Source organism: Protofrankia sp. CiP1_Cm_nod1 (assembly GCF_920888515.1).
Classification (GTDB): Bacteria; Actinomycetota; Actinomycetes; order Frankiales; family Frankiaceae; genus Protofrankia.
Genome location: NZ_CAKKTM010000444.1, coordinates 3,170 through 27,903, shown reverse-complemented (window position 1 = coordinate 27,903; position 24,734 = coordinate 3,170). Strand labels below are relative to the sequence as shown.

20 protein-coding genes are annotated in these 24,734 nt (G+C 70.8%); 17 read left to right on the top strand and 3 right to left on the bottom strand.

The features are described 5' to 3' along the window. The first annotated feature begins 440 nt into the window (after positions 1-440). Both resB and ccsB read left to right on the top strand, forming a co-directional pair. Positions 441-2,372, top strand: coding sequence for a cytochrome c biogenesis protein ResB (gene resB / locus NBX02_RS20270; protein WP_250292575.1), 1,932 nt, complete (start codon positions 441-443; stop codon positions 2,370-2,372). 196 nt (positions 2,373-2,568) lie between these two features. After that, positions 2,569-3,930, top strand: a complete 1,362-nt coding sequence (ccsB, locus tag NBX02_RS20265) for a c-type cytochrome biogenesis protein CcsB (RefSeq protein WP_250292572.1) — start codon at positions 2,569-2,571, stop codon at positions 3,928-3,930. Positions 3,931-4,181: 251 nt separating this feature from the next. On the opposite strand, the gene NBX02_RS20260 is transcribed toward ccsB, so the two are convergent. Next, positions 4,182-4,619: a PLD nuclease N-terminal domain-containing protein gene (locus tag NBX02_RS20260; RefSeq protein ID WP_250283272.1), complete on the bottom strand. Its 438-nt coding sequence runs from the start codon at positions 4,617-4,619 to the stop codon at positions 4,182-4,184. A 613-nt stretch (positions 4,620-5,232) separates the two neighbouring features. Between NBX02_RS20260 and NBX02_RS20255 the strand changes: the two genes are divergently transcribed. From NBX02_RS20255 to cobA, 15 genes are all read left to right on the top strand, one after another. Then, a complete protein-coding gene (locus NBX02_RS20255) occupies positions 5,233-6,684 on the top strand; it encodes a menaquinone biosynthesis decarboxylase (protein WP_250283270.1) in 1,452 nt (483 codons plus the stop codon). Positions 6,685-6,805: 121 nt separating this feature from the next. Beyond that, on the top strand, positions 6,806-7,729 hold the full coding sequence (gene mqnP, locus NBX02_RS20250; RefSeq protein ID WP_445548548.1) for a menaquinone biosynthesis prenyltransferase MqnP: 924 nt from the start codon (positions 6,806-6,808) through the stop codon (positions 7,727-7,729). Positions 7,730-8,036: 307 nt separating this feature from the next. After that, a complete protein-coding gene (locus NBX02_RS20245) occupies positions 8,037-8,741 on the top strand; it encodes a UbiX family flavin prenyltransferase (protein WP_250283269.1) in 705 nt (234 codons plus the stop codon). A gap of 472 nt (positions 8,742-9,213) precedes the next feature. Further along, on the top strand, positions 9,214-9,603 hold the full coding sequence (locus tag NBX02_RS20240; RefSeq protein ID WP_250292570.1) for a hypothetical protein: 390 nt from the start codon (positions 9,214-9,216) through the stop codon (positions 9,601-9,603). A gap of 696 nt (positions 9,604-10,299) precedes the next feature. After that, complete coding sequence (locus tag NBX02_RS20235) at positions 10,300-10,509, top strand: BldC family transcriptional regulator (RefSeq protein WP_076843070.1); 210 nt, start codon at positions 10,300-10,302, stop codon at positions 10,507-10,509. A 225-nt stretch (positions 10,510-10,734) separates the two neighbouring features. After that, positions 10,735-11,883: an aminofutalosine synthase MqnE gene (mqnE, locus tag NBX02_RS20230; protein WP_250283285.1), complete on the top strand. Its 1,149-nt coding sequence runs from the start codon at positions 10,735-10,737 to the stop codon at positions 11,881-11,883. Between the two features lie 30 nt (positions 11,884-11,913). After that, positions 11,914-12,261 carry a hypothetical protein gene (locus NBX02_RS20225; RefSeq protein WP_250283266.1) on the top strand — a complete coding sequence of 116 codons (348 nt, stop codon included), beginning with the start codon at positions 11,914-11,916 and terminating at the stop codon, positions 12,259-12,261. Between the two features lie 56 nt (positions 12,262-12,317). Continuing rightward, entirely contained in the window at positions 12,318-12,686 is a 369-nt protein-coding gene (locus NBX02_RS20220) for a hypothetical protein (protein ID WP_445548547.1), read from the top strand. A gap of 308 nt (positions 12,687-12,994) precedes the next feature. After that, complete coding sequence (locus NBX02_RS20215; protein ID WP_445548550.1) at positions 12,995-13,849, top strand: menaquinone biosynthetic enzyme MqnA/MqnD family protein; 855 nt, start codon at positions 12,995-12,997, stop codon at positions 13,847-13,849. A gap of 957 nt (positions 13,850-14,806) precedes the next feature. Then, complete coding sequence (locus tag NBX02_RS20210) at positions 14,807-15,238, top strand: response regulator transcription factor (protein WP_250283264.1); 432 nt, start codon at positions 14,807-14,809, stop codon at positions 15,236-15,238. A 541-nt stretch (positions 15,239-15,779) separates the two neighbouring features. Continuing rightward, entirely contained in the window at positions 15,780-15,935 is a 156-nt protein-coding gene (locus NBX02_RS20205) for a putative leader peptide (RefSeq protein WP_250292567.1), read from the top strand. A 102-nt stretch (positions 15,936-16,037) separates the two neighbouring features. Further along, positions 16,038-17,810 carry a nitrite/sulfite reductase gene (locus NBX02_RS20200; protein ID WP_250283261.1) on the top strand — a complete coding sequence of 591 codons (1,773 nt, stop codon included), beginning with the start codon at positions 16,038-16,040 and terminating at the stop codon, positions 17,808-17,810. Further along, a complete protein-coding gene (locus NBX02_RS20195) occupies positions 17,810-18,112 on the top strand; it encodes a hypothetical protein (protein ID WP_250283259.1) in 303 nt (100 codons plus the stop codon). Before NBX02_RS20200 ends, NBX02_RS20195 begins: the two co-directional genes overlap by 1 nt. After that, positions 18,112-18,783 (top strand): phosphoadenylyl-sulfate reductase, encoded by a 672-nt coding sequence (locus NBX02_RS20190; protein ID WP_250283257.1) that lies wholly within the window; start codon positions 18,112-18,114, stop codon positions 18,781-18,783. The genes NBX02_RS20195 and NBX02_RS20190 overlap by 1 nt, the downstream gene beginning before the upstream one ends. 357 nt (positions 18,784-19,140) lie before the next feature. After that, the gene (gene cobA, locus NBX02_RS20185; RefSeq protein WP_250292565.1) at positions 19,141-21,345 is read left to right on the top strand and encodes a uroporphyrinogen-III C-methyltransferase; all 2,205 of its coding nucleotides are present in this window, start codon (positions 19,141-19,143) and stop codon (positions 21,343-21,345) included. A gap of 243 nt (positions 21,346-21,588) precedes the next feature. On the opposite strand, the gene NBX02_RS20180 is transcribed toward cobA, so the two are convergent. Next, on the bottom strand, positions 21,589-22,149 hold the full coding sequence (locus NBX02_RS20180; protein ID WP_445548546.1) for a sirohydrochlorin chelatase: 561 nt from the start codon (positions 22,147-22,149) through the stop codon (positions 21,589-21,591). A 1,004-nt stretch (positions 22,150-23,153) separates the two neighbouring features. Beyond that, positions 23,154-24,119: an NAD(P)/FAD-dependent oxidoreductase gene (locus NBX02_RS20170; RefSeq protein ID WP_445548549.1), complete on the bottom strand. Its 966-nt coding sequence runs from the start codon at positions 24,117-24,119 to the stop codon at positions 23,154-23,156. Positions 24,120-24,734 lie beyond the last annotated feature (615 nt).

The window sequence follows — 24,734 nt, the reverse complement described above, 5'->3', positions numbered from 1 at the left end:
ACGTAGGCGCCACTCTGAACGTAGCCGGCTCGACCGGAACCACCGAGCCAGCTGACCGGGCCGACGGGACTGGGCCGACGAGCCCGGTTGATGGGCTGTCGCCTCCATCGGGTCTGCCCGCGTCGTCGGCCATCGGGCCAACTGACCGGCCGGGCCTGACCGACCCAGTTGGTTCGACTGGCTTGGCCGACCAGGCAGGTTCGACCGATTCGACCGGCTTGACTGCTCTGGCAGGTTCGACTGCTCTGGCAGGTGCGACCGATTCGGTCGGCTTGGCTGGTCTGACTGGCCCGACTGACCAGGCTGGCCCGACTGACCAGGCTGGTTCGACCGGCCCGGCTGGTTCGACCGGCCCGGCTGGCTTGACCGGTCCAGCCGATGTCTCCGGCGGGGCCGGGATGCTGACGACCGTGCCCGATGAGGTGCGGGAACACGCATCCATGGCATCATCCGCGCCGCGCGCCGCGGGCGGCGGCGCCACCGGGGCTGTCGGCGTGTCCCGTTCCCTGCGGGTGATCACTGCCCCGGCGAGGCGCGCCTGGCACCAGTTGACCAGTATGCGTACGGCGCTGCTGCTGCTGTTCCTGCTCGCGCTCGCGGCCGTTCCCGGTTCTCTGCTGCCGCAACGGTCGCTGAACCCGTTGAAGGTCGGGGAGTACTTCCGGGAGCATCCTTCGCTCGCGCCGTTCCTCGACAGGCTGTCAGCTTTCGACGTCTTCGGCGCACCCTGGTTCGCCGCGGTCTACCTGCTGCTGTTCGTCTCCCTGATCGGCTGTCTGACGTCGAGGGTCCGCTGGCATGCTAGGGCGCTGGTGGGACGGCCGCCGCGGGCGCCGGCCCGGCCGAGCCGGCTGGCCGGCGGCCGGTCGTGGGACAGTGCGCTGGGCCCCCGGGAGGTGGTCGAGGCGGCGCGGGTGGTCCTGCGGCGGCGGCGGTTCCGGGTCGGAGCCGCGCCCGAGGGCGCGACCAGGCCCGACGGCAGCCAGGACTTCTCCGTGGCCGCGGAAAAGGGCTATCTGCGCGAGACCGGGAACCTTGTCTTCCACATCGCGCTGGTGCTGATGCTCCTCGGGGTCGGGCTGGGCTCGTGGTTCGGCTACCAGGGCACTGTCCTGGTCATACAGGGTGACGGTTTCACGAACACGCTGGTCTCCTACGACCAGTTCAGCCGGGGCAAGCTGGTCGACCCCGTCGGTGACCTGGCGCCGTTCTCCCTGACGCTGGAGAAGTTCACCGCGTCCTACCAGCCCAACGGGCAGCCGGCGGACTTCCGTGCCGACGTCGTCTACACCACCGATCTCGGCGGTCGGACCCGCACGGCCGACATCCAGGTCAATCATCCGCTGGCGATCGGCAGCGCCAAGGTGTATCTGATCGGCCACGGCTATGCTCCGCACTTCGTGCTGCGCAGCGGCGACGGCAGCATCGTCTGGGAGGGCTACCAGCCCTGTACGCCACGGGACGCCATGTTCGCGTCCACCTGCACGTTGAAGATCGGCGATACCGGGCTCCCGCCGACAGGGCCGACCAGGGAGCCCCAGCAGCTGGCGTTCACCGGCGTGTTCACTCCGACCACGCAGCTCGATCCGGCGCACGGTTACATCTCGGCCCATCCGGCCGCGGACGCCCCCGGCCTCACGCTCACCGGCTACGTCGGCAACCTGCACATCAACGAGGGTGTGCCGCAGAACATCTACTCGCTGGACACCCGGGACATGCGCCAGCTTCACATAGACGGCCCGATCGGCACCGGACGGGTGGCGCAGGTGCTCGCGTTGAACAATCCCGAGCAGCGGACGATCAGAGGTCTGCCCGGGGGGATGACCCTGGAGGTCGACGGGGTTCGCCAGTTCGCCACGTTCCAGACCAAGTCCGATCCGTTCAAGGGCTGGGTGCTGGTCGCGGCTGTGGCGATCATCGGTGGTCTGCTGGTCAGCATGCGGGTGCGCCGGCGTCGGGTCTGGGTGCGGGCGCGCCCCGCGTCCGCACCGGCTGACACGGGCACGGTTGACACGGGCACGGTTGACACGGGCACGGTTGACACGGGCACGGCTGGCGCGGGCAGCGTTACCAGCACGGGCAGCGGTCCTGGTGTCGGCCCCGACGCCGGCTCCGATGCCCGCGCGATGACCACGGTCGAGGTCGGTGGACTGTCCCGTTCCGATGTGGACGGCTTCGCGGCCGAGCTGCAGTCGATCATCAGGGACATCCGGCTGGCCACCGCGCCCGTCGAGGGCGCGCGTCCAGCCTGGTTGGGCAGCCCGGACCACGCGGAGCCGCCCGGGCGGCTGGCGCCGGCTCAGGCACCGTCGGATGCTCGGACGTCATCGGATGCTCGGACGCCGTCGGAGCGGGGAGCGCTGAAACAGTGAACGCTGAAACAGTGGGGACAGACGCCGTCGGACCGGGCGGCAAGCGCCATCCGGGCCTCCAGGACCATCATCGGATCCGGGACCTGATCCGGGATCCGAGGTGCGGGGAGGATCTGATGGCTGGGCCAGAGGCTTCCCCGGCCAGCATTTCCCAGGCCAGCGGGGGAACCGGAGATCCCACCGGACAGGAGCTGTGATGCCAGTCAATTCCGGCCTTGCCACGTTGTCCGACCATCTGCTCGGCGTGACCATGGCGGTCTACGCGCTGGCCATGCTCGGCTACGCGGCCGAGTTCGCGTTCAGCCGCTTCGGGCGTGCCAGCGCCGCGGCCCTGGCCGAAGGCCGGGCGGAGAGACCGATATCCCTGGCGGCGTCGGCTGCGCTGTCGGTGCCGGCTGCGCCTTCGGCGTCAGCGTCGGCGTCAGTGCGGGCCGCCGCGGCCGCGACGCCCGGACGGGTGGCGCTGATGGTCGGCATGGACGTGGCAGGCAGAGATGCGGCGGGGACGGCTGTAGCGGGGACGGCTGTAGCAGGTACGGCTGTAGCAGGTACGGCTGTGGCGGGGACGGCTACAGCAGGCGCGGCTACAGCAGGAGCGTCTGTCACCTATGCCACTGACGATCGTGACGCTCTTGTGGATCCTGCTGCTGAGGCGCTCGCCGCGGCCGGCGCCCGGGCGGCCCGGCAGGCCGCCGAGCGGGCTGCGGTGGCCGAGGTGATGGCCGGGGACGGCGCGGACCTGTCGCTCTCACCTCGGGCGCGTTGGATCGGCCGGGTCGCAGTGCTGCTCACCGTGCTCGGATGCGCGGCGCACGTGGGCTCGGTGACCGCCCGTGGCCTGGCCGCGGACCGGGTGCCGTGGGGGAACATGTACGAGTTCTCATCCATGATCACCTTGATTGCGGTGCTGACCTACCTCGGCATGCTGGCCCGGACCCGGGCGCGCGTCCGCTGGCTGGGCGTCTTCGTGATGCTGCCGGTGGTCCTCTATCTCGGTCTCGCCGGCACGGTGCTCTACGTGGCGGCGGGCCCGCTCGTCCCGGCGCTCAACTCCTACTGGCTCAAGATCCACGTGGTGGCGGCGATCGTGGCCAGCGGGGTGTTCATGGTCTCGGCGGTCACCACCGTCCTGTATCTGCTGAAGGACCGTTGGGAGAACCGCCTCGCGGCCGTTGCCACCGGACAGGCCGAGGCCTCCGCGGCGATGCGCAGGCGCGGTGGGATCATGATGAGACTGCCCGCGGCCGCGTCGCTGGACCGCATCACCTACCGCGTGATCGGCTTCGCGTTCCCGGTCTGGACGTTCGCGGTCGTCGCCGGTGCCATCTGGGCGGAGGCGGCCTGGGGTCGCTACTGGGGCTGGGATCCCAAGGAGACCTGGTCGTTCATCACCTGGGTGATCTACGCGGCCTACCTGCATGCCCGCGCCACCGCCGGCTGGAAGGGCCGCCGGGCCGCGGCGATATCGCTGCTTGGTTTCAGCGCGCTGTTTGTCGACTACTATCTGGTCAACCTGGTCATCTCGGGGCTGCACTCCTACGCGGGTGTCGGCGCCTGACGCCCGTCGGCAGGACCCCGTCGGCAGGACCCCGTCGGCAGGACCCCGTCGGCAGGACCCCGCCGACAGGACCTGCCTGGGTGTCGTTGGTTGACGCCCAGGCAGAACCGCACTGGATACCCGCTGGCCGGCGTTGCCGGCAGGATGACGCTGACTGCCGCCAACGGGGTCACGCTGACTAGATGTCAACGTGACGCCGCGGACTGTCAACGTGGTACCGCGTCGCGTTGCCGTATGGGTCGGTGTTGTGGTCAGCTCCGGGGGGTGCCGTCGCCGTCCCCGCGGCGGATACGTTCGGACAGTTCCCGCAGGAACTCCGGGTTGTCGTCGGGCGCGACCGGCTGTGGCGCGGGACTACGGCGTGGCCACGACGGCCACCGGAGATTCGACGGCCCGTCCTCGGCGCCATCCCGGCTGCCTCGGCCGAAGCCGTCGGCCCCGGCCCAGCGGCCCCGGCCTTCCCATGTTGGATGATCCATGGGCTCGATACCGTCGTCGGCGTAGTCGTCACGACGGGGGCGGCCGACAACGAGCCAGGCCACGCCGCCGATGGCGTAGAAGAAAACGATGATGGCAATCCAGGCGATCTTGGGAAGTGTGCGCACGGCGGCTGACGGGGCCATGATCGCGTCAATGAGCGTGAAAATCCAGAAGCCGAAGATTGCCAGCGTCAGTACGAACCCCACCACCGCACCGTTGATCCTCTCCAGTCTTCACTCCGACCGTCATGACCATCTGTCACGACCCGGAGTCCTGATCGCGTGTGGACCCATATCCATCGTCATCCGACGGTACAGCCAGTGCTCTCTGGAGCGGTTCCGATGCCCATAGGTGACCATGGACGCCCGTTGGTGCCCAAACAGCCGATGTCCATTGGAACGGCTGATGCCCGTGGGAACCATCCGCCCGTCCGGTCGGATCGGTGACGCCAGGACGACCGCCGCGCAACGACAACGCTCCCAGTGTGCTCCTTTCGATGGCGGGACGTGCCGCATGGGGGTAACCCGTACCGGCGCTATCCGAGGACCGGGAGCTGGACATGTGCCAGGACGTGCCGCATGGGGGGAACCCGTACCGGGTACGGCCGGTCGGCGCACGTCCCGACGTGTCCACCGCCCGGGCGGTGGTCGGACGGAGGTTCCCGCCGGGCCCGACCGGCGGCCGGGCGGGGGGTTCTCACCAGAGCTACCCGACTGCTACCTGGCGCGGTCGGTACCGGGTTCCGGTGGCTGGCTCGACAGGTCCGGACGGCCGGGGCCCGCGGGCCGCCGCGAGGATGGGCGTCCTGCGAGGATGGGCGCCATGGCCTGGGCGGATCTGCGCGCGTTCCTCGTTCACCTCGAGCGTCACGGCGACCTGCGGCACGTCCGCGTCCCGGTCGACCCGGTCCTGGAGGTCACCGAGATCGTCACGCGGGTGGTGCGGGAGGGCGGGCCCGCGCTGCTGTTCGACCGGCCGCTCGGCGCCGACATGCCGCTGGCCATCAACGTCTTCGGCACCGAGCGGCGGATGGCCGCCGCGCTGGGGGCCGGCAGCCTCGACGAGATCGGCGACCGGATCGCCGCCCTGCTCAGACCCGAGCTCCCGGTCGGGCTCGGCGGGCTGCGGGAGGCCCTGGGCAAGGTCGCCGCGCTGCGGTCGGTGCCGCCGCGCAAGGTCCGGACCGCGCCGTGCCAGGACGTCGTCCTCAAGGGCTCGGACGTCGACCTGCTCCGCCTGCCCGGCGTGCACGCCTGGCCGGACGACGGCGGGGTGTTCCTGAACCTGGGCCTGACCCACACGAAGCATCCTGAGACGGGTCAGCGCAATCTCGGCATGTACCGGCTGCAGCGTCATGACGCCCGGACGGTCGGCATGCACTGGCAGATCCACAAGGACTCCAACGCCCATCATGCCGTCGCCGAGCGCCGCGGGGAGCGGCTGCCGGTGGCGATCGCGTTCGGCTGCGACCCGGCGGTGACCTACGCGGCGTCCGCCCCGCTGCCGGCGGAGATCGACGAGTACCTGTTCGCCGGGTTCCTGCGCGGCGAGCGGGTGGAGATGGTCGACTGCCTGACCGTCCCGTTGCAGGTGCCGGCGAACGCCCAGGTGGTGCTCGAGGGCTGGCTGGAGCCGGGGGAGCGCTTGCCGGAGGGCCCGTTCGGCGACCACACGGGTTTCTACACCCCGGTCGAGCCGTTCCCCGCCCTGCACGTCGACGTGATGACCCTGCAGCGTGACCCGGTCTTCCAGACGATCGTCGTGGGCCGCCCGCCGCAGGAGGACGGGCCGCTCGGCAAGGCGACCGAGCGGATCTTCCTGCCGCTGGTCCGGATGATGATCCCGGAGATCGTCGACTACGACCTGCCGGTCGAGGGCGTCTTCCACAACTGCGCGATCGTCTCGATCGAGAAGCGCTACCCCAAGCACGCGCAGAAGGTCATGCACGCCATCTGGGGCGCCGGGCTGCTGTCGCTGTCCAAGCTCGTCGTGGTCGTCGACGCCGACTGTGACGTCCACGACTACTCCGAGGTGGCGTGGCGGGCGTTCGGCAACGTCGACTACGCCCACGACCTGCTGACCACGGTCGGCCCGGTCGACCACCTCGACCACGCCTCGTACGAGCAGTTCTTCGGTGGGAAGATCGGCGTGGACGCCACCCGCAAACTCCCGACGGAGGGATACCGTCGCGAGGGCGGCTGGCCCGCGGAGGCCGTGATGGACCAGGCGGTCAGGGACAAGGTCGCCCGGCGCTGGAAGGAGTACGGGCTGTGACCATCGTCGACCGGGCCGTCGTTGACGTGACTATCGCTGACGGGACTATCGCCGACCGCTGCTCACCATGGTCCACGGCGGGGATACACCGCTTGCCGGAACGCCTGGGAGATGGTCGTCAGTGAGTGACGCGACGTTCGCCCCGGGGATGCCGGGGCCGGCATCGACGCCTGACGGCCCCGTCCGCGCCTTCCTGCGGGTGGTGGTGATCGAGCATTCGGTGTTCGCGCTGCCGTTCGCCTATGTGGCGGCGCTCGCCGCGTCGTTCGACGCCTCCCGCTCCGTGCACTGGCTGGACATCGCGCTGGTGACCGTCGCGATGGTCGCTGCCCGCACCTTCGCGATGGCGACCAACAGGATCATCGACCGGAAGATCGACGGACGTAATCCGCGGACGGCCGGCCGGGAGCTGGTCACCGGCGCGGTGTCGGTGCGCACGGCCGCGGTCGGCGCCGCGATCGCCCTGGGTGTCTTCGCCGGGTCCGCCGCCGCGCTGTCCTGGCTCTGCCTGGCCCTCGCGCCGCTCGCGGCCGCCCCCCTGATCGTCTATTCGTACGCCAAGCGGTTCACCAACTTCCCGCACGCCGTCCTCGCGTTGGCCCAGGCGGTCGCGCCGGTCGGCGCCTGGATCGCCATCACCGACCGCTGGTCGTGGGCCTCGGTCGTGCTCGGGCTCGCGGTCGGCACCTGGATAGCCGGCTTCGACCTGATCTACGCCTGTCAGGACGCCGAGGTCGACCGTGGCATCGGCGTGGGCTCGGTGCCGGCCCGGTTCGGGATCCGGGCGGCGCTGGCCGCCTCGGTCGTTACCCATGTCGTGACGTTCGCGCTGTTCGTCGTGTTCGGGCTGATGGAGGGCTTCGGCGCGTGGTGGTGGGCCGGGCTGGTGGTGACCGCTGCCGCGTTCTGGTACGAGCACGCGATCGTCTCCGCGGACGACCTGTCCCGGGTGAACCGGGCCTTCCTGACCGCCAACGGGTTCGTCGGCATCGCCCTGTTCGGTTTCGCCGTCCTCGATCTGATCTCCCGCGGCCTGGCCTGGTGACGACCGGCCGCCGCGACGGCCGGGCCACTGCGACGGCCGGGCCACTGCGAGCGGCGGGGATCGTCGAGGACATCATGATTGCCGGAAGTGCGTACGGAAGTGCGTACGGAAGTGCGTACGGAAGTGCGTACGGAAGTGCGGAAGGTGCCGGAGGGACAGGGACAGGGACAGGGACGCATTCGGGCGACCACCGGCCGCTGGGGCATATCCGGACGGTTGACCGGTTGGCCGGGCACCCGGGCTCCGGGCTCCGGGTATCCGAGTGGTTGGGCGTCCGGGTGGTTGGCCGGACAGTTGGGAGGACGGGGTGCGTCTCGACAGCCGGGACGCGGTGCCGCCGCGGCCGGGTGAAGGCGAACCGCGGCTGCCGTGGGTGGTCGGCGTCAGCGGGGCGAGCGGGACGCCGTACGCGGCGTCGGTGCTGCGCGGCCTGCTGGACGCCGGGCTGCCGGTGGACCTGGTCGTCTCCCGGGCGGCCCGGCTCACCCTGTTGGACGAGACCGGGATCGCCTGGCGGGACAGCACCTGGCCACGGTCCCTGGCCGGCTGGCTCGGCGTGGACCCGTCCGTCATCTCCGAGGCGGCCGCGGCGGATCTGCTCCGTCACTGGTCCTGCAGTGATCTTGCCGCCGGGCCGAGCAGCGGCTCGTATCTGACCAGGGGGATGATCGTCGTCCCCGCGAGCACGGCTGCCGTGGCCGGGATCGCTCTCGGGCTGTCCAAGGATCTGCTGCAACGCGCCGCCGGCGTGACGCTGAAGGAAGGCCGTCGGCTGGTGGTCGTGCCCCGGGAGATGCCGTTCACCCGCTCGACCCTGCTGCACATGCTGTCCCTGCACGACGCCGGCGCGGTGGTGGCGGCCGCCAGCCCCGGCTTCTACGCCGGCGCGACCGACGCGCGCGCGCTCGTGGACTTCGTCGCCGGCAAGGTCCTGGACGCGGCCGGGGTGCCCAACGACCTGCTGCGCCGCTGGACCGGTGAGCTCGGCGCGGCCCGTCGTTCGTCCTCATGATCTTCATTGTGTGATCTCTACGTTCGGGCGGCCATCGCTCTTTCGTGACTCTGGGTACATAAATATGGATAAATGCGTATCCAGGCAAGGCGGTGTAAGGCTGTCATGAGCGCGAGGCGGTGTGGAACTTGACCGGGACGAGGAGGCTGGACGGCCCTGGCCGTACCGCCGCCCATCGTCATGATTTTTGTGCTGCCGGGGGTGGGACGGCGCCGAAGGTGATCAGGCCCGAAGGGGCCGGTGAGCTCGGCGTCACGCGCCGTTCATCTCCATGATCTTTGGGATGGCACGGGACATGACGGGGATGAGAACGTGACGGGGATGAGGGGGCGCGCGGGCTCGGCCCCGCCCGATACCTGCCCTCGTGACCGCCGCGGATCCGGCGGGTCGTACCGTAAATGAGCGGGATCCGTGCTCATCCGGTTCGAGATGCCCGCCGGCAGCTGAAGACCGAACTGGGACGAAGGCGGGCATGACACGCGACAGCGGCGGGAGACAGCGGACGCGGGACAGCGGCACGCGGGCCACGACGGCAGACCTGGACCGGGTGCCGCGTCCTCGGACGCCCGCTTCCAGGGGCGCCGCTGGCGCTTCGGGCGCCTGGATGGGCTGGCCAGCCGGGCGTCCTGTGGCCGGTCAGGCCCCGGCCTCCCTGCGGGTGCAGCTGCCGTATTTCGCCGCGCGGATCGCGGCGCTGCTCGTGATGCTGACCATCCTGCTCATCCTGAGCGTCAACCCTGTCCTCGCGATACTGGCCGGTCTCGTGATCGTGGGTGCGCTGACCTATCCGCTGGGCCGGTCGCAGCGCAGGGCCGCCCAGCGGGCCGCCGCCCGCGCCGGTACCGGCCCGGAGCGCCGATAGCGCCCCTGCGGGCACTGTGGGCACCCCGCTTGCCTCGGGGGGACGCGCGCGTGGCCCCGGGAGCCGGTGGACCCGAGTGACGGGTCGATCAGATCACCGCGACCGCCGCGCCCGTGGCCCCCGGGCGCCGGCAGCTCCCAGGGGCCGGTGGCCCGGTCGGTAACCCCGCGACGAACGGGGGCAGAGGCGAACGGGTACAGGGCGGTGGCCTGTCCGCGCTCCCGCCGGGACGCCGGCGGGCTCTGGGGCGGACGGGTCCTGAGCTGACGGCCAGGGGAGCCGACGGCTGGCGGAGCCGGTGGCCGGGGGAGCCGGTGGCCGGGGGAGCCGGTGGCCGGGGGAGCCGGTGGCCGGGGGAGCCGGTGGCCGGGGGAGCCGGTGGCCGGGGGAGCCGGTGGCCGGGGGAGCCGGTGGCCGGGGGAGCCGGTGGCTGGCGGAGCCGACGGCTGGGGGAGCCGGTGACTGGGGGAGCCGGTGGCTGGGGGAGCTGACAGCCGGCGGAAGCGGTGGTTGGTCGTGCGCCGTGATGATCTCCTCCCTATTATCCTCGCAGGCGTTTGGTCACTGAACGTGTTCTCACTCATGCGGACGTGAGCGGACTAGTCACCACATGACCCCGATGTGTCACGCCCGAATTACCACTGAAGCAAGAACCTTCTGTATATTGACTGTCAACGCTCTGTGACAGGAGGCTCCATGACAACGACACCAACACCACAATCCGCTCCTCTGCTGACACCGGCCGAGGTGGCGAGCATGTTCCGGGTCGACCCGAAGACGGTGACCCGCTGGGCCAAGACCGGGAAACTGACCTCGATCCGTACCCTCGGTGGCCACCGGCGCTACCAGGAGGCGGAGGTCCGCGCACTCCTCGCCGGCGTCTCGCCCGGAGACAGCCTGGCCTAGCCACCCGGCCCATCTGGCTCATCTGGCCACCTGGCTCATCTGGCCACCAAGCCGCCGTGTCCGGTGGGATTTCCGGCGGGTCCCGCTGGCCCAACCGGGCACGGCCGGCTCGGTCCCCGGGCCGGCCGCGTGGGTCGCAGGCCCGTGCCCATAGCCCGTGGCTTCGAGGCGCCACGGGTCACATGTCGGCGGGACGCCGCGCCGGGCGGGACTACCCTCGTGCTTATGGACGTCGGGCTCAAGCGGGAGATCGAGTCGAAGGTACACGCCGGCGAACGGCTCAGCCGGGCGGACGGCGAGGCGCTCTACGCCAGCGACGAGCTGGCCTGGCTGGGGGAGCTGGCGCACTCCGTCCGCGTCCGCAAGAACGGGGACGCGACGTACTTCAACGTCAACCGGCACCTGAACCTCACGAACGTGTGCGCGGCATCCTGCGCCTACTGCTCGTTCCAGCGCAAACCGGGCGAGGCCGACGCGTACACGATGCGCATCGAAGAGGCCGTGCGGCTGGCCAGAGCGATGGAGCCTGCCGGCATCACCGAGCTGCACATCGTCAACGGCCTGCATCCCACCCTGCCGTGGCGCTACTACCCGCGTTCGCTGCGTGAGCTGTCGAAGGCGCTGCCGGGGGTGGCACTCAAGGCGTTCACGGCCACCGAGATCCACTGGTTCGAGAAGATCAGCGGCCTGCCCGCGGCGGAGATCCTCGACGAGCTGATCGACGCCGGCCTGGAGTCGCTGACCGGAGGCGGGGCGGAGATCTTCGACTGGGAGGTCCGCCAGCACATCGTGGGCCACGAGACGCACTGGGAGGACTGGTCGCGCATCCACCGCCTGGCCCACTCCAAGGGCCTGCGGACGCCGGCCACCATGCTCTACGGCCACATCGAACAGCCGCGGCACCGGGTCGACCACGTGCTGCGGCTGCGCGAGCTACAGGACGAGACCGGCGGGTTCGTGGTGTTCATCCCGCTGCGCTTCCAGCATGACGCGGCCGGTGACCCACGCAACCGGCTCATGAACCAGCCGATGGCGACCGGGGCCGAGGCGCTGAAGACGTTCGCGGTGTCCCGGCTGCTCTTCGACAACGTCGATCACGTCAAGTGCTTCTGGGTGATGCACGGCCTGACCACCGCCCAGCTCGCCCTGAACTTCGGCGCGGACGACCTGGACGGCTCCGTCGTCGAATACAAGATCACTCATGACGCCGACGGCTTCGGGACGCCGGACACGATGACCCGGGAGGACCTGCTCGAGGTGATCAGGGACGCCGGCTTCCGCCCGGTGGAGCGGGACACCCGGTATCGCGTGATCCGCGAGTTCGACGGCCCCGACCCTACCCGCCGGGACCTTCCCCAGGAGATCAGCGCCTGATCGGCGCCCAAGAAGACACCAACGTCCAAGATGGACGCCAAGAAGACCCAGAGCTCGGCCGGAGGCGGTGTGATCATGGATGGTGACCGGTTGGATGACCGGCCGGACAGCCGGGACGGCCAGGTGCCGCGGCCGGCTCCGTCGGCGCGCCGTGTCCTGCCGGAGGGATCCGCGGGGATCGGTTCCATCTTCACGCTGGCCTTCCTGGCGATCCTGCTGCCAGGGGTGGCCGCGTACGCGCTGCTGCGGTTCGCCGGCCTGGCGATCGGGCCGGCCGGCCTGCTCGGCCTGCTGGTGATGTTCGTCTGCCTGGGGCTGTATCCGTCCCTGCTGCAGCGTCTCGGCTGGGTACCTCGGCGCGCCCGCCGGTCGAGATGACGGCCGTCGGCGGGACGGCCGCCGGCCACAGAACGGTACGGGGACCGGGAGGATTTATGGATCTTCGTAAGCGAACGGCTGGCGGGCGAGGATGGGCATCGCGCCAGCGGTCGTCCGGGCTGCCGCCGTACGGATCATCGTCGCCGTACGGGGCGCCGTCGTCCGGGCCGTCACCGTCTGGGGCAGGGCAGCCCGGGGCGGGGCCGTCCGGGCCGGGGCTGCTCGCCATCAACGCCCGTTACTTCGCCTTGCGGACCGTCATCTTCGCCGCCGTGCTGGTGGTCGTGCTGCTCGTGGGCCTGCACTGGCTGCTCGGTTTTGCCGTCGCGCTGGTCCTCAGCGGGCTGGTGAGCTATCCGCTGGCGATCCGCCAGCGCCGGGCGGTGCTCGATGCCCTGGAGCAACGACGCGGCTGGCTGCGTTGACCAGCGAGCCATCCCGGGAGCACGACTCCGCGAGAAAGCGTGACGCCACCCGGGAACACAACGCCGCATCCCAGCCTGATATCGCCGAAAAGTACGATTCTGTACCGCAGAGTGACGTTACGCAGCGGTACGATGTCACGCAAGCGGCCGTTGAGGTCACGAAAATAACCAGCGATGTCACGCAGGCGGCCAGCGATGTCACGCAGGCGGCCAGTCAGGAGGCCGGGCACACGGTGCCGCCGTCGCTGCCGACTCAGAGCTCGCAGCCCGCCGTGCCGGTGCCCGCCGTGCCGGTGTCGGTCCCGTCCGTGCCGGCGTCCGTTTTCAGGCGGCCGCGGGTCGGCCACATCCAGTTTCTCAACTGTCTCCCGCTCTACTGGGGCCTGGTGAACTCCGGCGCGGTACTGGACGTCGAACTGACCAAGGACACTCCAGACCGGCTCAACGAGGCACTGGTGGCGGGCGATCTCGACATCGGCCCGATCAGCCTGGTCGAGTACCTGCGGCACGCCGACGAGCTTGTCGTCCTGCCGGACATCGCGGTCGGCTCCGACGGCCCGGTGCTGTCGGTGGTGCTCGCCAGCGCCGTGCCGGTGGAGCGGATCCGGTCGGTGGCCCTGGGCTCGACGTCACGGACGAGTGTGCTGCTCGCGCAGATGCTGCTGGAGGACCGGCTGGGGCTGTGGCCGGCCTACACGGTCATGCCTCCCGATCTTCCCCTGATGCTGCGTGAGGCCGACGCCGCCGTACTGATCGGCGATGTGGCCCTGCGGGCCACCTATGACGCCGAGAACGCCGGGGACGCGCATCCGCTGCATGTCGTCGACCTGGGCGCAGCCTGGCGGGACTGGTCGGGCCTGCCGATGGTGTTCGCGGTGTGGGCGGCGCGCCGCGACTTCGCCCAGGCCTACCCGGGGGTGGTCAAGGAGGTGCACGACGCCTTCCGGGGCAGCCTCGATCTCGCGCTGCGCCAGGTGGACGCCGTGGCCCGGCACGCGGCGCGCTGGGAGGTTTTCGACGTGGCGACGCTGACGCGGTACTTCACCACGCTGGATTTCTCCCTGGGGAGGCGTCAGCTCGCGGGAATAACGGCTTTCGCCCGGCGGGCGGCGGCCCGCGACGCCGTCCCAGCGGATGTGGACGTGCTGTTCGCCGGTGGATAGGCACGGGTGGACGGCACGGGCGGGTACGAACGGCCGAACGGGTACCGGCACGGGCGGGTACATATTTACGGTGCCGCACCGGTCGCCGTCCATCATGATGTGTCCCGCGGCCCACGGTGACACGGCGTTCTTTTCATAACGATATATTCCGTCATCGGCGACGGCTCGTTCCGTCTTTTCCGGCGCCGCCTCCGGAGGGGGCGCGTGGCCCTGCTGGTCAGGACCGGGGCGTGGCCTGCTGGTCAGAACCGGAGAGCGGCTCCACCGACGGACAGGGCACCGTGGATGCCGGGCCAGGAGTTCGCGCGGGCTGGCGTTCGCGCCGCTCGGTGCGCTCGAACAGCCAGGATCTCGCGTGTGGGCGCATCCGGACACAATCAGCCTGGCCATCGGCGAAGCCTGACCATCGGCAGAGCCGCCTGCGGGCGGCTCGCGTGGGCGCCTCCGGGCACCCGCGCGTCCCGCCATCGGCGGCCTGCTCCGGGCACCTTGCGCGTGGGCGCACGCGGACATGGCGCTGCCGGGGCCGCCCCGGAACAGGCGGCCGGCCGGCCTCGCGGGTGGGTGCACGCGGACATAGCCCTTATGGGCCCCCACCGGCCCCTGGGCCCCGCAGGCCCGATGGGCGCGGCGCCGTGGACACCCCGCTGGCACGGGTGGGCCGGCCGCGGGCCGGTACGACGACCGACGTCGGAGCCGTCGCCTCGGGTGGCCGAAGGTTACCGGCAGCCGTCATCGGTGTTGCCGCCGGCCGGACATCGATGACAATCCACGCACAGTCCTTCCGCATCGTTTCGCGATTATGAACAGGTGTGATTGTGGGTGTCCGGTGGCGATGACCACCCTCCCTTTGCAGACGGCTGTCCTCCTTTTGGGGGATTCGCTGGGGGGCTAGCTCCGGAAACCATCCTGAATGACGATGGGCGGGTGGTACCGGCACGGCGTAGAACGTCGGATATGGACGGAGAGCCGGGTGCGCAGGATGCCGTCCGCGTCGTGGTGGCCGACGATGCCGACGGCGTACGCGATCTCGTTTGTCTCCTGTTGGACATGGAGCCCGATTTCGTGATCGTCGGCCGGGCCAGGGACGGGGCCGAGGCAATTGAGATCGTGGCGCGCACCGACCCCGACCTCGTCCTGCTCGACGTCGCCATGCCCATCATGGACGGCCTCGCGGCGTTACCCGTGATTCGCCGGACGGCGCCCCGGGCCCGGGTCGTCATCTTCACCGGTTTCTCCGAGCGGGCTCTTGGCGAACAGGCCTCGGCGCTCGGCGCGCACGCCCTGATCGAGAAGGGGCTCGCCGTTGACAGCCTGGTCGACCGCCTGCGGGACGTGTGCGGACGCGCTCCGGTCCGGACCGTCGCGAGCCGGCCGGCCCAGAGCTGAACCATCGACCGGCCCGGGAGCCGGCCCGAGCCGGCCCAGAACGCGCCCCCGGCCCAGGGTGCGCCCTCGGCCCAGCGGGCGGCCGGGCTGACCGGTCCCGCATCGGGCCGTCGACCGGCCGCGGCTCGCACGAGGCCCGCTGTCGCTGTCAGACGGCGCTCCCGTGCCGAGCCGGCTGGCCGGTCCCGCGCCGGAGCGTGGCCTGGCCGCGGCTTGCGTGAGGCTCGGCCGCGGCTCGCGTGAGGTCGTAGGGTGAGGCCCGCCGTCGGTGCCCAGGTGGCGTTCCCGCGCCGGGCCATCGGCATCACCGTCCGGCCGCGACCCGTCCGGCCGGTCGATCTGTTTATTGCCGTTGGCCTGTTTATCCACCGGTCCACTGAACAATGAAATCGGGACGGGTCCGCCGGCCGTCATCCATCCAAATTTTGAACGCTCCGTAATTTTATCCTGCTGCTGGGTGCATTCGCTGTCTTACGGGCGTCCGATGTGAAAGCATGGGCCCGTGACCGCGCGCCCGGATCTCCGTCTGACCGGTTCAGGCATGACGGGTTTCGGCTCGGGTCCCGCGTGGGCCGGCTTCACATCCGCCGGCCGCGCCTCGGCGGACTCCGCGGCCCTGGTCGACTTCGGGCTGGTCGCGCGCCTGCATGTCGACCTGCTCAGGGTCGCCAGCGCGGTCTGTCCGCGCCACATCTGACCTTTCCGCCGCTGACCTTTCCGCCGCGCCACCGCATCCTGTCGACATGTTGATGTTGTCGGCCTGTTGTCGGCGCACCCGCACACGGTTGCGAGAGATTCGATGACGACCCCCGCACGTTCCCGTTCCGCGCGCCCGTCCCGTCCGAAGGGGCAGGGCCAGTGGGCGCTCGGCCACCTGGAGCCCCTCAACCCCAACGAGCGGATGAAGAAGGACCAGGATGGCCTGGCCGTCCGGGACCGGATCCTCAACCGCTACCCCTACACGGGCTTCGCCGGCATCGACCCGCAGGACCTTCGGGGGCGGTTCCGCTGGTGGGGGCTGTACACCCAGCGCAGGGAGGGCATCGACGGCGGCAAGACGGCCGTCCTGGAGCCCGAGGATCTCGACGCGCCGTTCTTCATGCAGCGCATCCGCCTCGACGGCGGCCGGCTGACCAGCGACCAGCTCCGCGTCATCGCCGGGATCTCCACCCGCTACGGGCGGGACGTCGCCGACGTCACCGACCGGCAGAACATCCAGCTGCACTGGATCCGCATCGAGGACGTGCCGGCGATCTGGGCGGCGCTGGAGGGCGCCGGGATGACGACGGCCGAGGCGTGCGGTGACACCCCCCGCGTCATTCTCGGCTGCCCGCTGGCCGGCGTCGACGGCGACGAGGTCATCGACGCCACCCCGGCGATCGAGGAGACCGTCCGGCGGTACGTGGGCGACGAGTCCCTGAGCAACCTGCCGCGCAAGTTCAAAAGCGCCATCTCCGGCTGCGCCGACCACTGCACGCTGCACGAGATCAACGACATCGCGTTCGTCGGGGTCGTCCACCCCGAGCTCGGTGCCGGCTACGACCTGTGGGTCGGCGGCGGCCTGTCGACCAACCCGAAGCTGGGGGTCAGGCTCGGCACCTTCGTGGCTCCCGAGCGGGTCGCCGAGGTCTGGCACGCTGTGGCCAGCCTGTTCCGGGACTACGGCTACCGGCGGATGCGCACCCGGGCCCGGCTGAAGTTCCTGGTCGCCGACATGGGCCCCGAGTGGGTCCGCGCCACCCTGGAGAAGGAGTATCTGACCGCGGCGCTGCCCGACGGCCCGCCGCCGGCGCCGCCGCGTAACGAGGGACGCGACCACATCGGCGTCCACCGGCAGCGCGACGGCCGGTTCGCGGTCGGCTTCGCACCCCGCGCCGGGCGGCTGACCGGCACCACACTGGCCGCGGTCGCGGACCTCTCCGACCGTTTCGCCGCCGGCCGCATCCGGGCGACGACCACGCAGAAGCTGGTCATCCTCGACGTCGATCCGGCCCGGGCCGACGAGCTGGAGGCCGAGCTCACCGCACTCGACCTGGTCGTGCGGCCGAGCGTGTTCCGGCGCGGCACCATGGCCTGCACCGGTATCGAGTTCTGCAAGCTCGCCATCGTCGAGACCAAGGGGAAGGCCGGTTCGCTGATCGACGAGCTCGAGCGCCGCCTGCCGGACTTCGACGAGCCGATCGGCATCCACGTCAACGGATGCCCCAACGCGTGCGCGCGTTTCCAGGTCGCCGACATCGGGCTCAAGGGCTCCCTGGTGCCGGACGCCTCCGGGGAGCTCGTCGAGGGGTTCCAGATCCACCTTGGCGGTCATCTCGGCACCCGGTCGCGGCTCGGCCGGAAGCCCCGGGGGCTGAAGGTCACCTCCGCCGGGGTCGTCGACTACGTCGACGGCCTGCTGCGAGCCTACTCCGCGGGCCGCGGCGAGGGCGAGTCCTTCGCGGACTGGGTGGAACGGGTGGACGAGTCCGCGCTCTTCGTCGCGTCCGTACGAGCCGGTGCCGGCGCGGCCGGCGGGGCCGCTTCGGCGGCGGGCGTGGACGCGCCGGGCGAGCGCCACGGCGGCGGCTGATGGCCGGCGCGCACTCGGTCCCGTTCTACTGCCCGTACTGCGGCGAGGAGGACCTCGTCCCCTACCTGCCGCCCGAGACGGCCGGGGACGCCGCCGCCGGTTCCGGCCACGGCCAGTGGTCGTGCGGAAGCTGCCGGCGGGCGTTCCGGCTCAGCATGACCGCGCTCGCGGTCGCGGTGCCACCGCTTTCCGCCGGCATTGCTGCCGGTACCGTCCAGTCCTCTGCGCGGGGAGAAGACGCAGCTACGCGGGGGGAACAAGCAGCCGCGGCGGCGGCCGTGGCAGTGGAGGAGAGACGTTGATGAACGCCACGTTGCGGGCCCGGGCCCTACGCGCCGGTGACGAACTGGAGGGCGCGCCGGCCGAGGAGATCCTGGGCTGGGCGGTGGAGCAGTTCGGCAGCGGGCTTGTCGTCGCCGCGTCCATGGCCGAAGCGGTGCTCGTCGACATGCTCTCCCGGATCCGGCTGGACGTTCCGGTGGTGTTCATCGACACCGGCTACCACTTCGCCGAGACGATCGGCACCCGGGACGCGGTCCGGCACCGTTACGACCTGCCGCTGATCAGCGTCGCTCCGCAGCTCACCGTGGCCGGTCAGGACGCCGTGCACGGGCCGAGGCTGTTCGAGCGCGACCCGGACCAGTGCTGCCGCATGCGCAAGGTCGTGCCGCTGGACCGGGCGCTCGCCCCCTACCAGGCGTGGGCGGCGGGCTCGCGCCGGGCCGAGAGCGCCGGCCGTAAGAACCTGCCGGCCGTGGGCTGGGACGAACGCCGCGGCAAAGTGAAGATCCACCCGCTGGCGGCCTGGACGGACGAGGACGTCGAGCGCTACGTCCAGGAGCACGGCGTCATCGTCAACCCGTTGCTCTCCGACGGTTACGACTCGGTCGGCTGCTGGCCGTGCACCGAACGCGGCCAGGGCCGCGCCGGCCGCTGGACCGGCTCAACCAAAACCGAATGCGGCATCCACTGAGCCCTTCTTCCTCCGATCCTGTGACCGGTCGAGGCGCTCCGTGGTAGTCGAGCGATACCGCCTGCCTTGTATGTGGATCATAATTAGCCGCTGACCGAACCAATGCTGTGGATTGCTGATGCGGTTGCCCCTGGAACCTGATGGCTGGAAGCCGACGTCTGGAACCTGATGGCTGGAAGCCGTCGACGCCGGTCATGGCGGGAGCCGTAGGTGGAAACCGTTGTCACGGTAGCCTTTTTCACCTACGGCTTCCGCGGCTGTAGGTGAAAAACGTTGTGGGTACGACGGTTGTCACCTACGGGTTCGGTCGGGTTCGACCGCGGGTGCGGCGTGCGCGTGGGCGGTAGCGTCGCAGGGATGAGCGAGGGTCAGGGCGCGGGGGAGGCCACGGGGGACGTCACGGCGCGGGGCGCGGGGGAGGTCTGGCTGGTCGGGGCGGGGCCCGGCGATCCGGGGCTGCTCACCGTTCGTGGCCGGGAACTGCTTGCCGCGGCCGACGTGGTCGTCACCGACCGCCTGGTGTCCACCGACGTGCTCGGGTATGCCCGGCCTGAAGCGGAGATCATCTACAGCGGCAAGAGTGCCGGCGCGCTCACCCGCAGCCAGGAGGACATCAACGGCCTGCTGGTCGAACAGGCGCTCGCGGGCCGCACGGTCGTCCGGCTCAAGGGCGGGGATCCGTTCCTGCTCGGCCGTGGCGGCGAGGAGGCGGAGGCATGCCGGCTGGCGGGGGTGCGGTGCACGGTCGTCCCGGGGGTGACCTCGGCGTTCGCGGCCCCCGCGTATGCCGGTATTCCGGTCACCCACCGTGGTGTCGCGCAGGACGTCGCGGTCGTCTCCGGTCATCTGCCACCCGGGCATCCCGGCTCCACCGTCGACTGGGCGGCGCTCGGCGCGTCCCGGATGACCATCGTCGTGCTGATGGGGGTCGCCAGGCTCGCCGACGTCACCGCGGCCCTCATCAACGGCGGGCGGTCACCCGACACGCCTGTCGCGGTGATCGAACGCGCCACCACGCCGGCGCAACGGGTCGTGCGCGGCACTCTCGACACGGTCGTGGTCGACGCGGTCGCGCGGGGCGTGCGATCACCAGCCGTCGTGGTGATCGGCGACGTCGCGGCCCGCCACGACGCGGCACCCCGAATCCTCTCGTGGCCGGACGGCGGCAACCATGGTCCCGGCCCCAGCGATACCGGCGGCAACGGCAGCGGCAATGGCAGCGGCAATGGCAGCGGCAATGGCAGCGGCAATGGCAGCGGCAATGGCAATGGCAGCGGCAATGGCAATGATGGCGGTGATACCAACAGCGCCAGCGTGGGCACCAACACCAACACCAACAGCGGCAGCGATGGCGATGGCAGTTACGACAGTGCCATCGTGGGCACCAGCACCAGCACCAGCACCAGCACCAGCAGTGGCAGTGGCAGTGGCAGTGGCAACGGTGACAGTCGCGAGAGCGCCAGCGATATCGCGAGCGACGGCGTGAGCTCGGGCGACACCGTCAGGCCTGGCGGCGCCGACAACTCGCCAGGCCGGGCAACGGTGAGATCGCACTCCTGGGCGGGACCGCGCCCCCGGAATGGAGCCGGCTCCGGCGACGGCCCTGGCGACAGCCCCGGCGACGGCCCTGGCGGCGTCGACAGGTCCGGCGGTGTTGACAGTCACGGTCTTACGAATGGTTACGATGATCCGCGCGGATCCGTCACCGGCTCGCCGGCTGTGGACGCCGACCGTCCGCTGGCGGGAGTCCGGGTGCTCGTCCCGCGGACAAGGCCGCGTCCCGGGCTGCTGGCCGCCCGGTTACGCGCGCTCGGCGCGGACGCCGTGGAGAGTGTCGTCTCGCGTCCCGGGCCGGTGGCCGCCCCGGCACCGCTGCTGGCGGCGCTCGCCGGCGCGGACGCGCTGGTGCTGGCGGGCGTCGCGGAGGTCGCGGCGGTGGTCACACTGCTGCGTCGGGCCGGCCGCGACGTCCGGGCGCTTGCCGGGCTCGTGCTGATGGCCGCCGACGCCGAGGCGGAGGTCTCGTTGGAGGCCCTTGGGCTGTCCTGCGCCCGGCTGCCCGTCAGCGCTGATGGCCCGGAGCGCGCCAACACACACAGTGCGCGGACGCGGGCTGCGGAGCCCACCGACGCGCAGGATGCGGTGTCTGCGGTGATGGGCGGCAGCGTCCGCGTGGTGGTGTGCGCGTCCGCGCCGCCGCCCGCCGGAGCGGAAACGGTGCGTCGGATCAGCCTCCTGACCGATGTCGTCGCCGAACCCGACCCGCGGATCGTCGAGGAGATCCGGCACGGCGACCTGCACGCGGTGGCGTTCGCGTCGTCGACCGCGGCCCGCGCGACCGTCGCGCTGTACGGCCCCCTACCGGACGGGATCATGGTGGCCGCGATAGGACGGCGTACCGTCGCGGCCTGTCAGCACGCCGGCATCCGGGTGGACGCGGTGGCGACCGAGCCCGGCATCCATCCGCTGGCCGCGGCGGTGGCCGATGCCGTCACCAGAGCCCGCTCGTCCGAAACGCCGGTCGGCCAACACGCGTCCGCCCCGAAACCCGCCAAAAGCTGATGATCGAACACTCTCGGATCACGCGAACGAGGGGATGAACGGTCGCTGTGGCAGCCGTTTTCACTCTCGTTCTCTTGACTGGGACGAGAGGGGGCGGGTGATTGTCCGAATGGTGATCGGGAGACCGTTCGGGGCGAGAGCCCGTTCGAGGTGGGCGCGAGGCCGGTGTGGGCGCGCTGGTGCCTGCCACCGGTTGTCATCAGGTCCACCGGTTGTCATCAGGCGTCGTCGGGGGCCATTCGGTCAGGGCTCGTCCGGGGCGAAGGCATGGCCGGTGCAAGCATGGCCGGTAAGGGCGTCGTCGATGCGGGCGGTGACAGCGGTCAGCACACCGGGATGCAGCCCGAGTGGCGCGGTCAGCGTCCAGCGGGTGTGCGGGAAGCGCTCCCGGGCCCGGGCGAGGGCGGCCGGGATGTCCCGCGACGTGTGGCTGCCGTCGAACAGGAAGAAAGGGTGGGCCACGATCTCGGTGCAGCCGGCGGCGGCCAGGCTGGCGTAGCCGGCCATGATGTCGGGCTGGACCACGTCCAGGAAGGCCGGCTCCACCGCGTGCCAGTGGATCTGATGGTGACCACCCGTCACGCCAGGATCGGCCTCGGCGGGCGGGGTCTTGAGCCCGCCGGACGAGGTCTCGAACTCGTCGGATATGGCACCGGTTACCGGATCAGGCGTGGTGTCCGTCCCGCGTCCGGAAGCACCGGAAGCACCGGACGGGCTGGAAGTGGTGGGCGGGCTGGAAGCATCGGGCGGGCTGGAAATGGTGGGCGGGCTGGAAGCGGCGGACGGATAGGACGGGCCGGGCACAGGGGCTGTCTCCCGCCCGAGTGGGGAAGCCGCTCCCCGCCTGAGCGCGCGGGCCACGGCCTGACCGGGCGCGGGGGGTGTGACCTGGCCGGATGCGGGAGCTGGGGGACAGCCGGACGCGGCAAGCGCGGCGCCGGGCCCAGCGGGTGTGGCGCCGGGCCCAGCGGGTGTGGCGCCGGGTACGGGGGGTGTGGCGCTGGGTGCAGCGGGTGTGGTACCGGGTACGGGGGGTGTGGCGCGGGTGGCCCAGCCGGATGTGGTGAGCAGGCGAGCGACCTCGCGGACGGTCGCGTTCGCCTCGTCCCGCCGTGAGCCGTGCCCGATCACCAGTAGACCCCGCATACCCACCAGTCTGCGCCGGCGGTGCGCCCATCGGGTAATGCCGCGTTCGTCGGGGCACACGGTCACACTGCCGCCGGCTGGCCCGACGGCAACAGCCCGTTCGTCGCGGTGTGGCCTGTTGGCGTGAAGAGTGGCCTGTTGGCGTGAAGAGCGGTCCCGCCGGATGGCTCGCCGTCGGCGATGGTGAGTTCGCTCGTCAGCCGGATGGGTGGCAGCGCCGTCGGAGAGCGCTCGTCCGGACGCTGGGCCCGTTGTCGGGCCCAGCCGCGCGCGGGCCCAGCTGGACAGCGTTTCGGGCAAAACCCTGGTTCAGCCGGAGCCCGGGGAGGGACGTCGCCGTCGCGGGGTACTTGTCCGGGGCGGCGAGTCGTTTCGGATTCGGCCACATGGTGCCGAGCCGAACAGCACCAAATAATTTCAAACAACTTTGAACAACACAAGACAATGTAGAACAATATTGGACGACACCTTCGGGCAACGCGGAAGCCGGGCGCGGGGAATGGGGAATTACGGATGTCGCGGCCGGTGCATGTCGAGGGCCCGGTCAGGGCGCCCGAGCCGTCAGGGCGCCCGGGCGTCACGAGGCGGCCGGACACCCTGGAGGGGTCCCTGGTGCCCGGGCTGTCAGGGTGCCCGGGCGTCCCGGGTGGTGCTTCGGGGTGTCAGCCGGCGGGGCCGTCGTCGGAGCTGTGGCCCGGGAAGACCTTGGCGGACGGGTCGATGACTGGTGCCGCGTTGTTCACCGCGGTCGCGACCTCACCGAAACCGGTGGCGATCAGACGTACCTTGCCCGGGTACTCGGTGATGTCGCCGGCGGCGAAGATCCGCTCGACGCCGGTCGCCATGGTCGTGTCCACCACGATGTGACGCTTCTCGACGGTCAGGTTCCAGCGGGTCAGGGGGCCGAGGTCGGCGGTGAACCCGAGGGCGGCGACGATCGCCTGGGCCGGGCGGACCTGGCGGTCGCCGGACTTGTTGTTCAGCAGTTCGACCTTCTCCACCTGGCTGTCCCCGTGGATGGTCGCGACCTCGGTGTGCGTGAGCACCTCGACGCTGGAGGCCAGCACCTTCTCGACGGTGTGCGCGTGCGCGCGGAACCGGTCCCGCCGGTGGACGAGGACCACCGACCGGGCCAGCGGCTCCAGGGCGAGCGCCCAGTCGAAGGCGCTGTCACCCCCGCCGACGATGACGACGTCGGCGTTGGCGTAGACGTCCAGTTTCGGGACGAAGTAGACCAGGCCACGGCCGAGATGGTCGCTGCCGACGGGTAGCGGGCGCGGCGTGAACGTCCCGAGCCCGCCGGTGATGACGACGGCCTTCGCCCGCACCCGCGTGCCCTGCGCGCTGGTGACCACGACGGCGTCGGCCTCGTGGGCCAGTTCGGTCGCCTGCTGGCCGAGCAGGTAGCTGGGGGAGAACGCGCCCGCCTGGGCGACGAGGGCGGCGATGAGCTCCCGGCCCCGCACCGCGGGGAACCCGGCTACATCGTAGATCACCTTTTCCGGGTACATCGCGGTGACCTGGCCGCCGGCTTCGGGCAGCGAGTCCATCACCGTCACGGACATCCCGCGGAATCCGGCGTAGTAGGCGCCGAAGAGGCCGGCCGGGCCGGCGCCGATGATCAACATGTCGGTGTCGACATCCACCGATGCCGAGCCGTCAGGGCCAGTAGTGGTCAGTGCGTCCACATGCGACTCCTGGTGCCATGTGGCCGTGACCGGACCGGATATGCGGGTCCGGACAGCGCCACTGGAAGAATTTTTTACCCATCCTGCCGCATCGCAGAGTGAGGTGCCCCGACACGTGCGTCGACGTCGGCGCGGCACGTGCGCATTCACGGTGGTGTTTCCCTGTTGACGGTTGTGGTCCGGATATTCCGGCAGGGCGGGCGAAACCAGGAGGAAACTGGTCGTGTCATCAGTTGGGCGGGCCGCCGGATAATCCGGCCTGGTGCCGGGCGCTTACTGTTGGAAACCCGCTCACGTCTTCCTGGCCCGCTGGCCGGCACCGAAAAAATCTCCGGTCCGTGCCGGGCGGCGATCCGGTCGACGGTCCCGTTGGCCCGGCTCGGTGGCCGTGGCGCGTGGTGGGCAGGAGGTGGGATCGGCGCCGGGAGGGGGTGGCCCGCCGTACCATCGCAGGGTGAGCCTTGTGGATGCCGGCAGTGACTCCTCGTCCGTGCAGGCGGGCCCGCCAGCCCCGGGAACGGCGGCAGCCCCGGGAACAGCGGCAGCCCCGGGAAC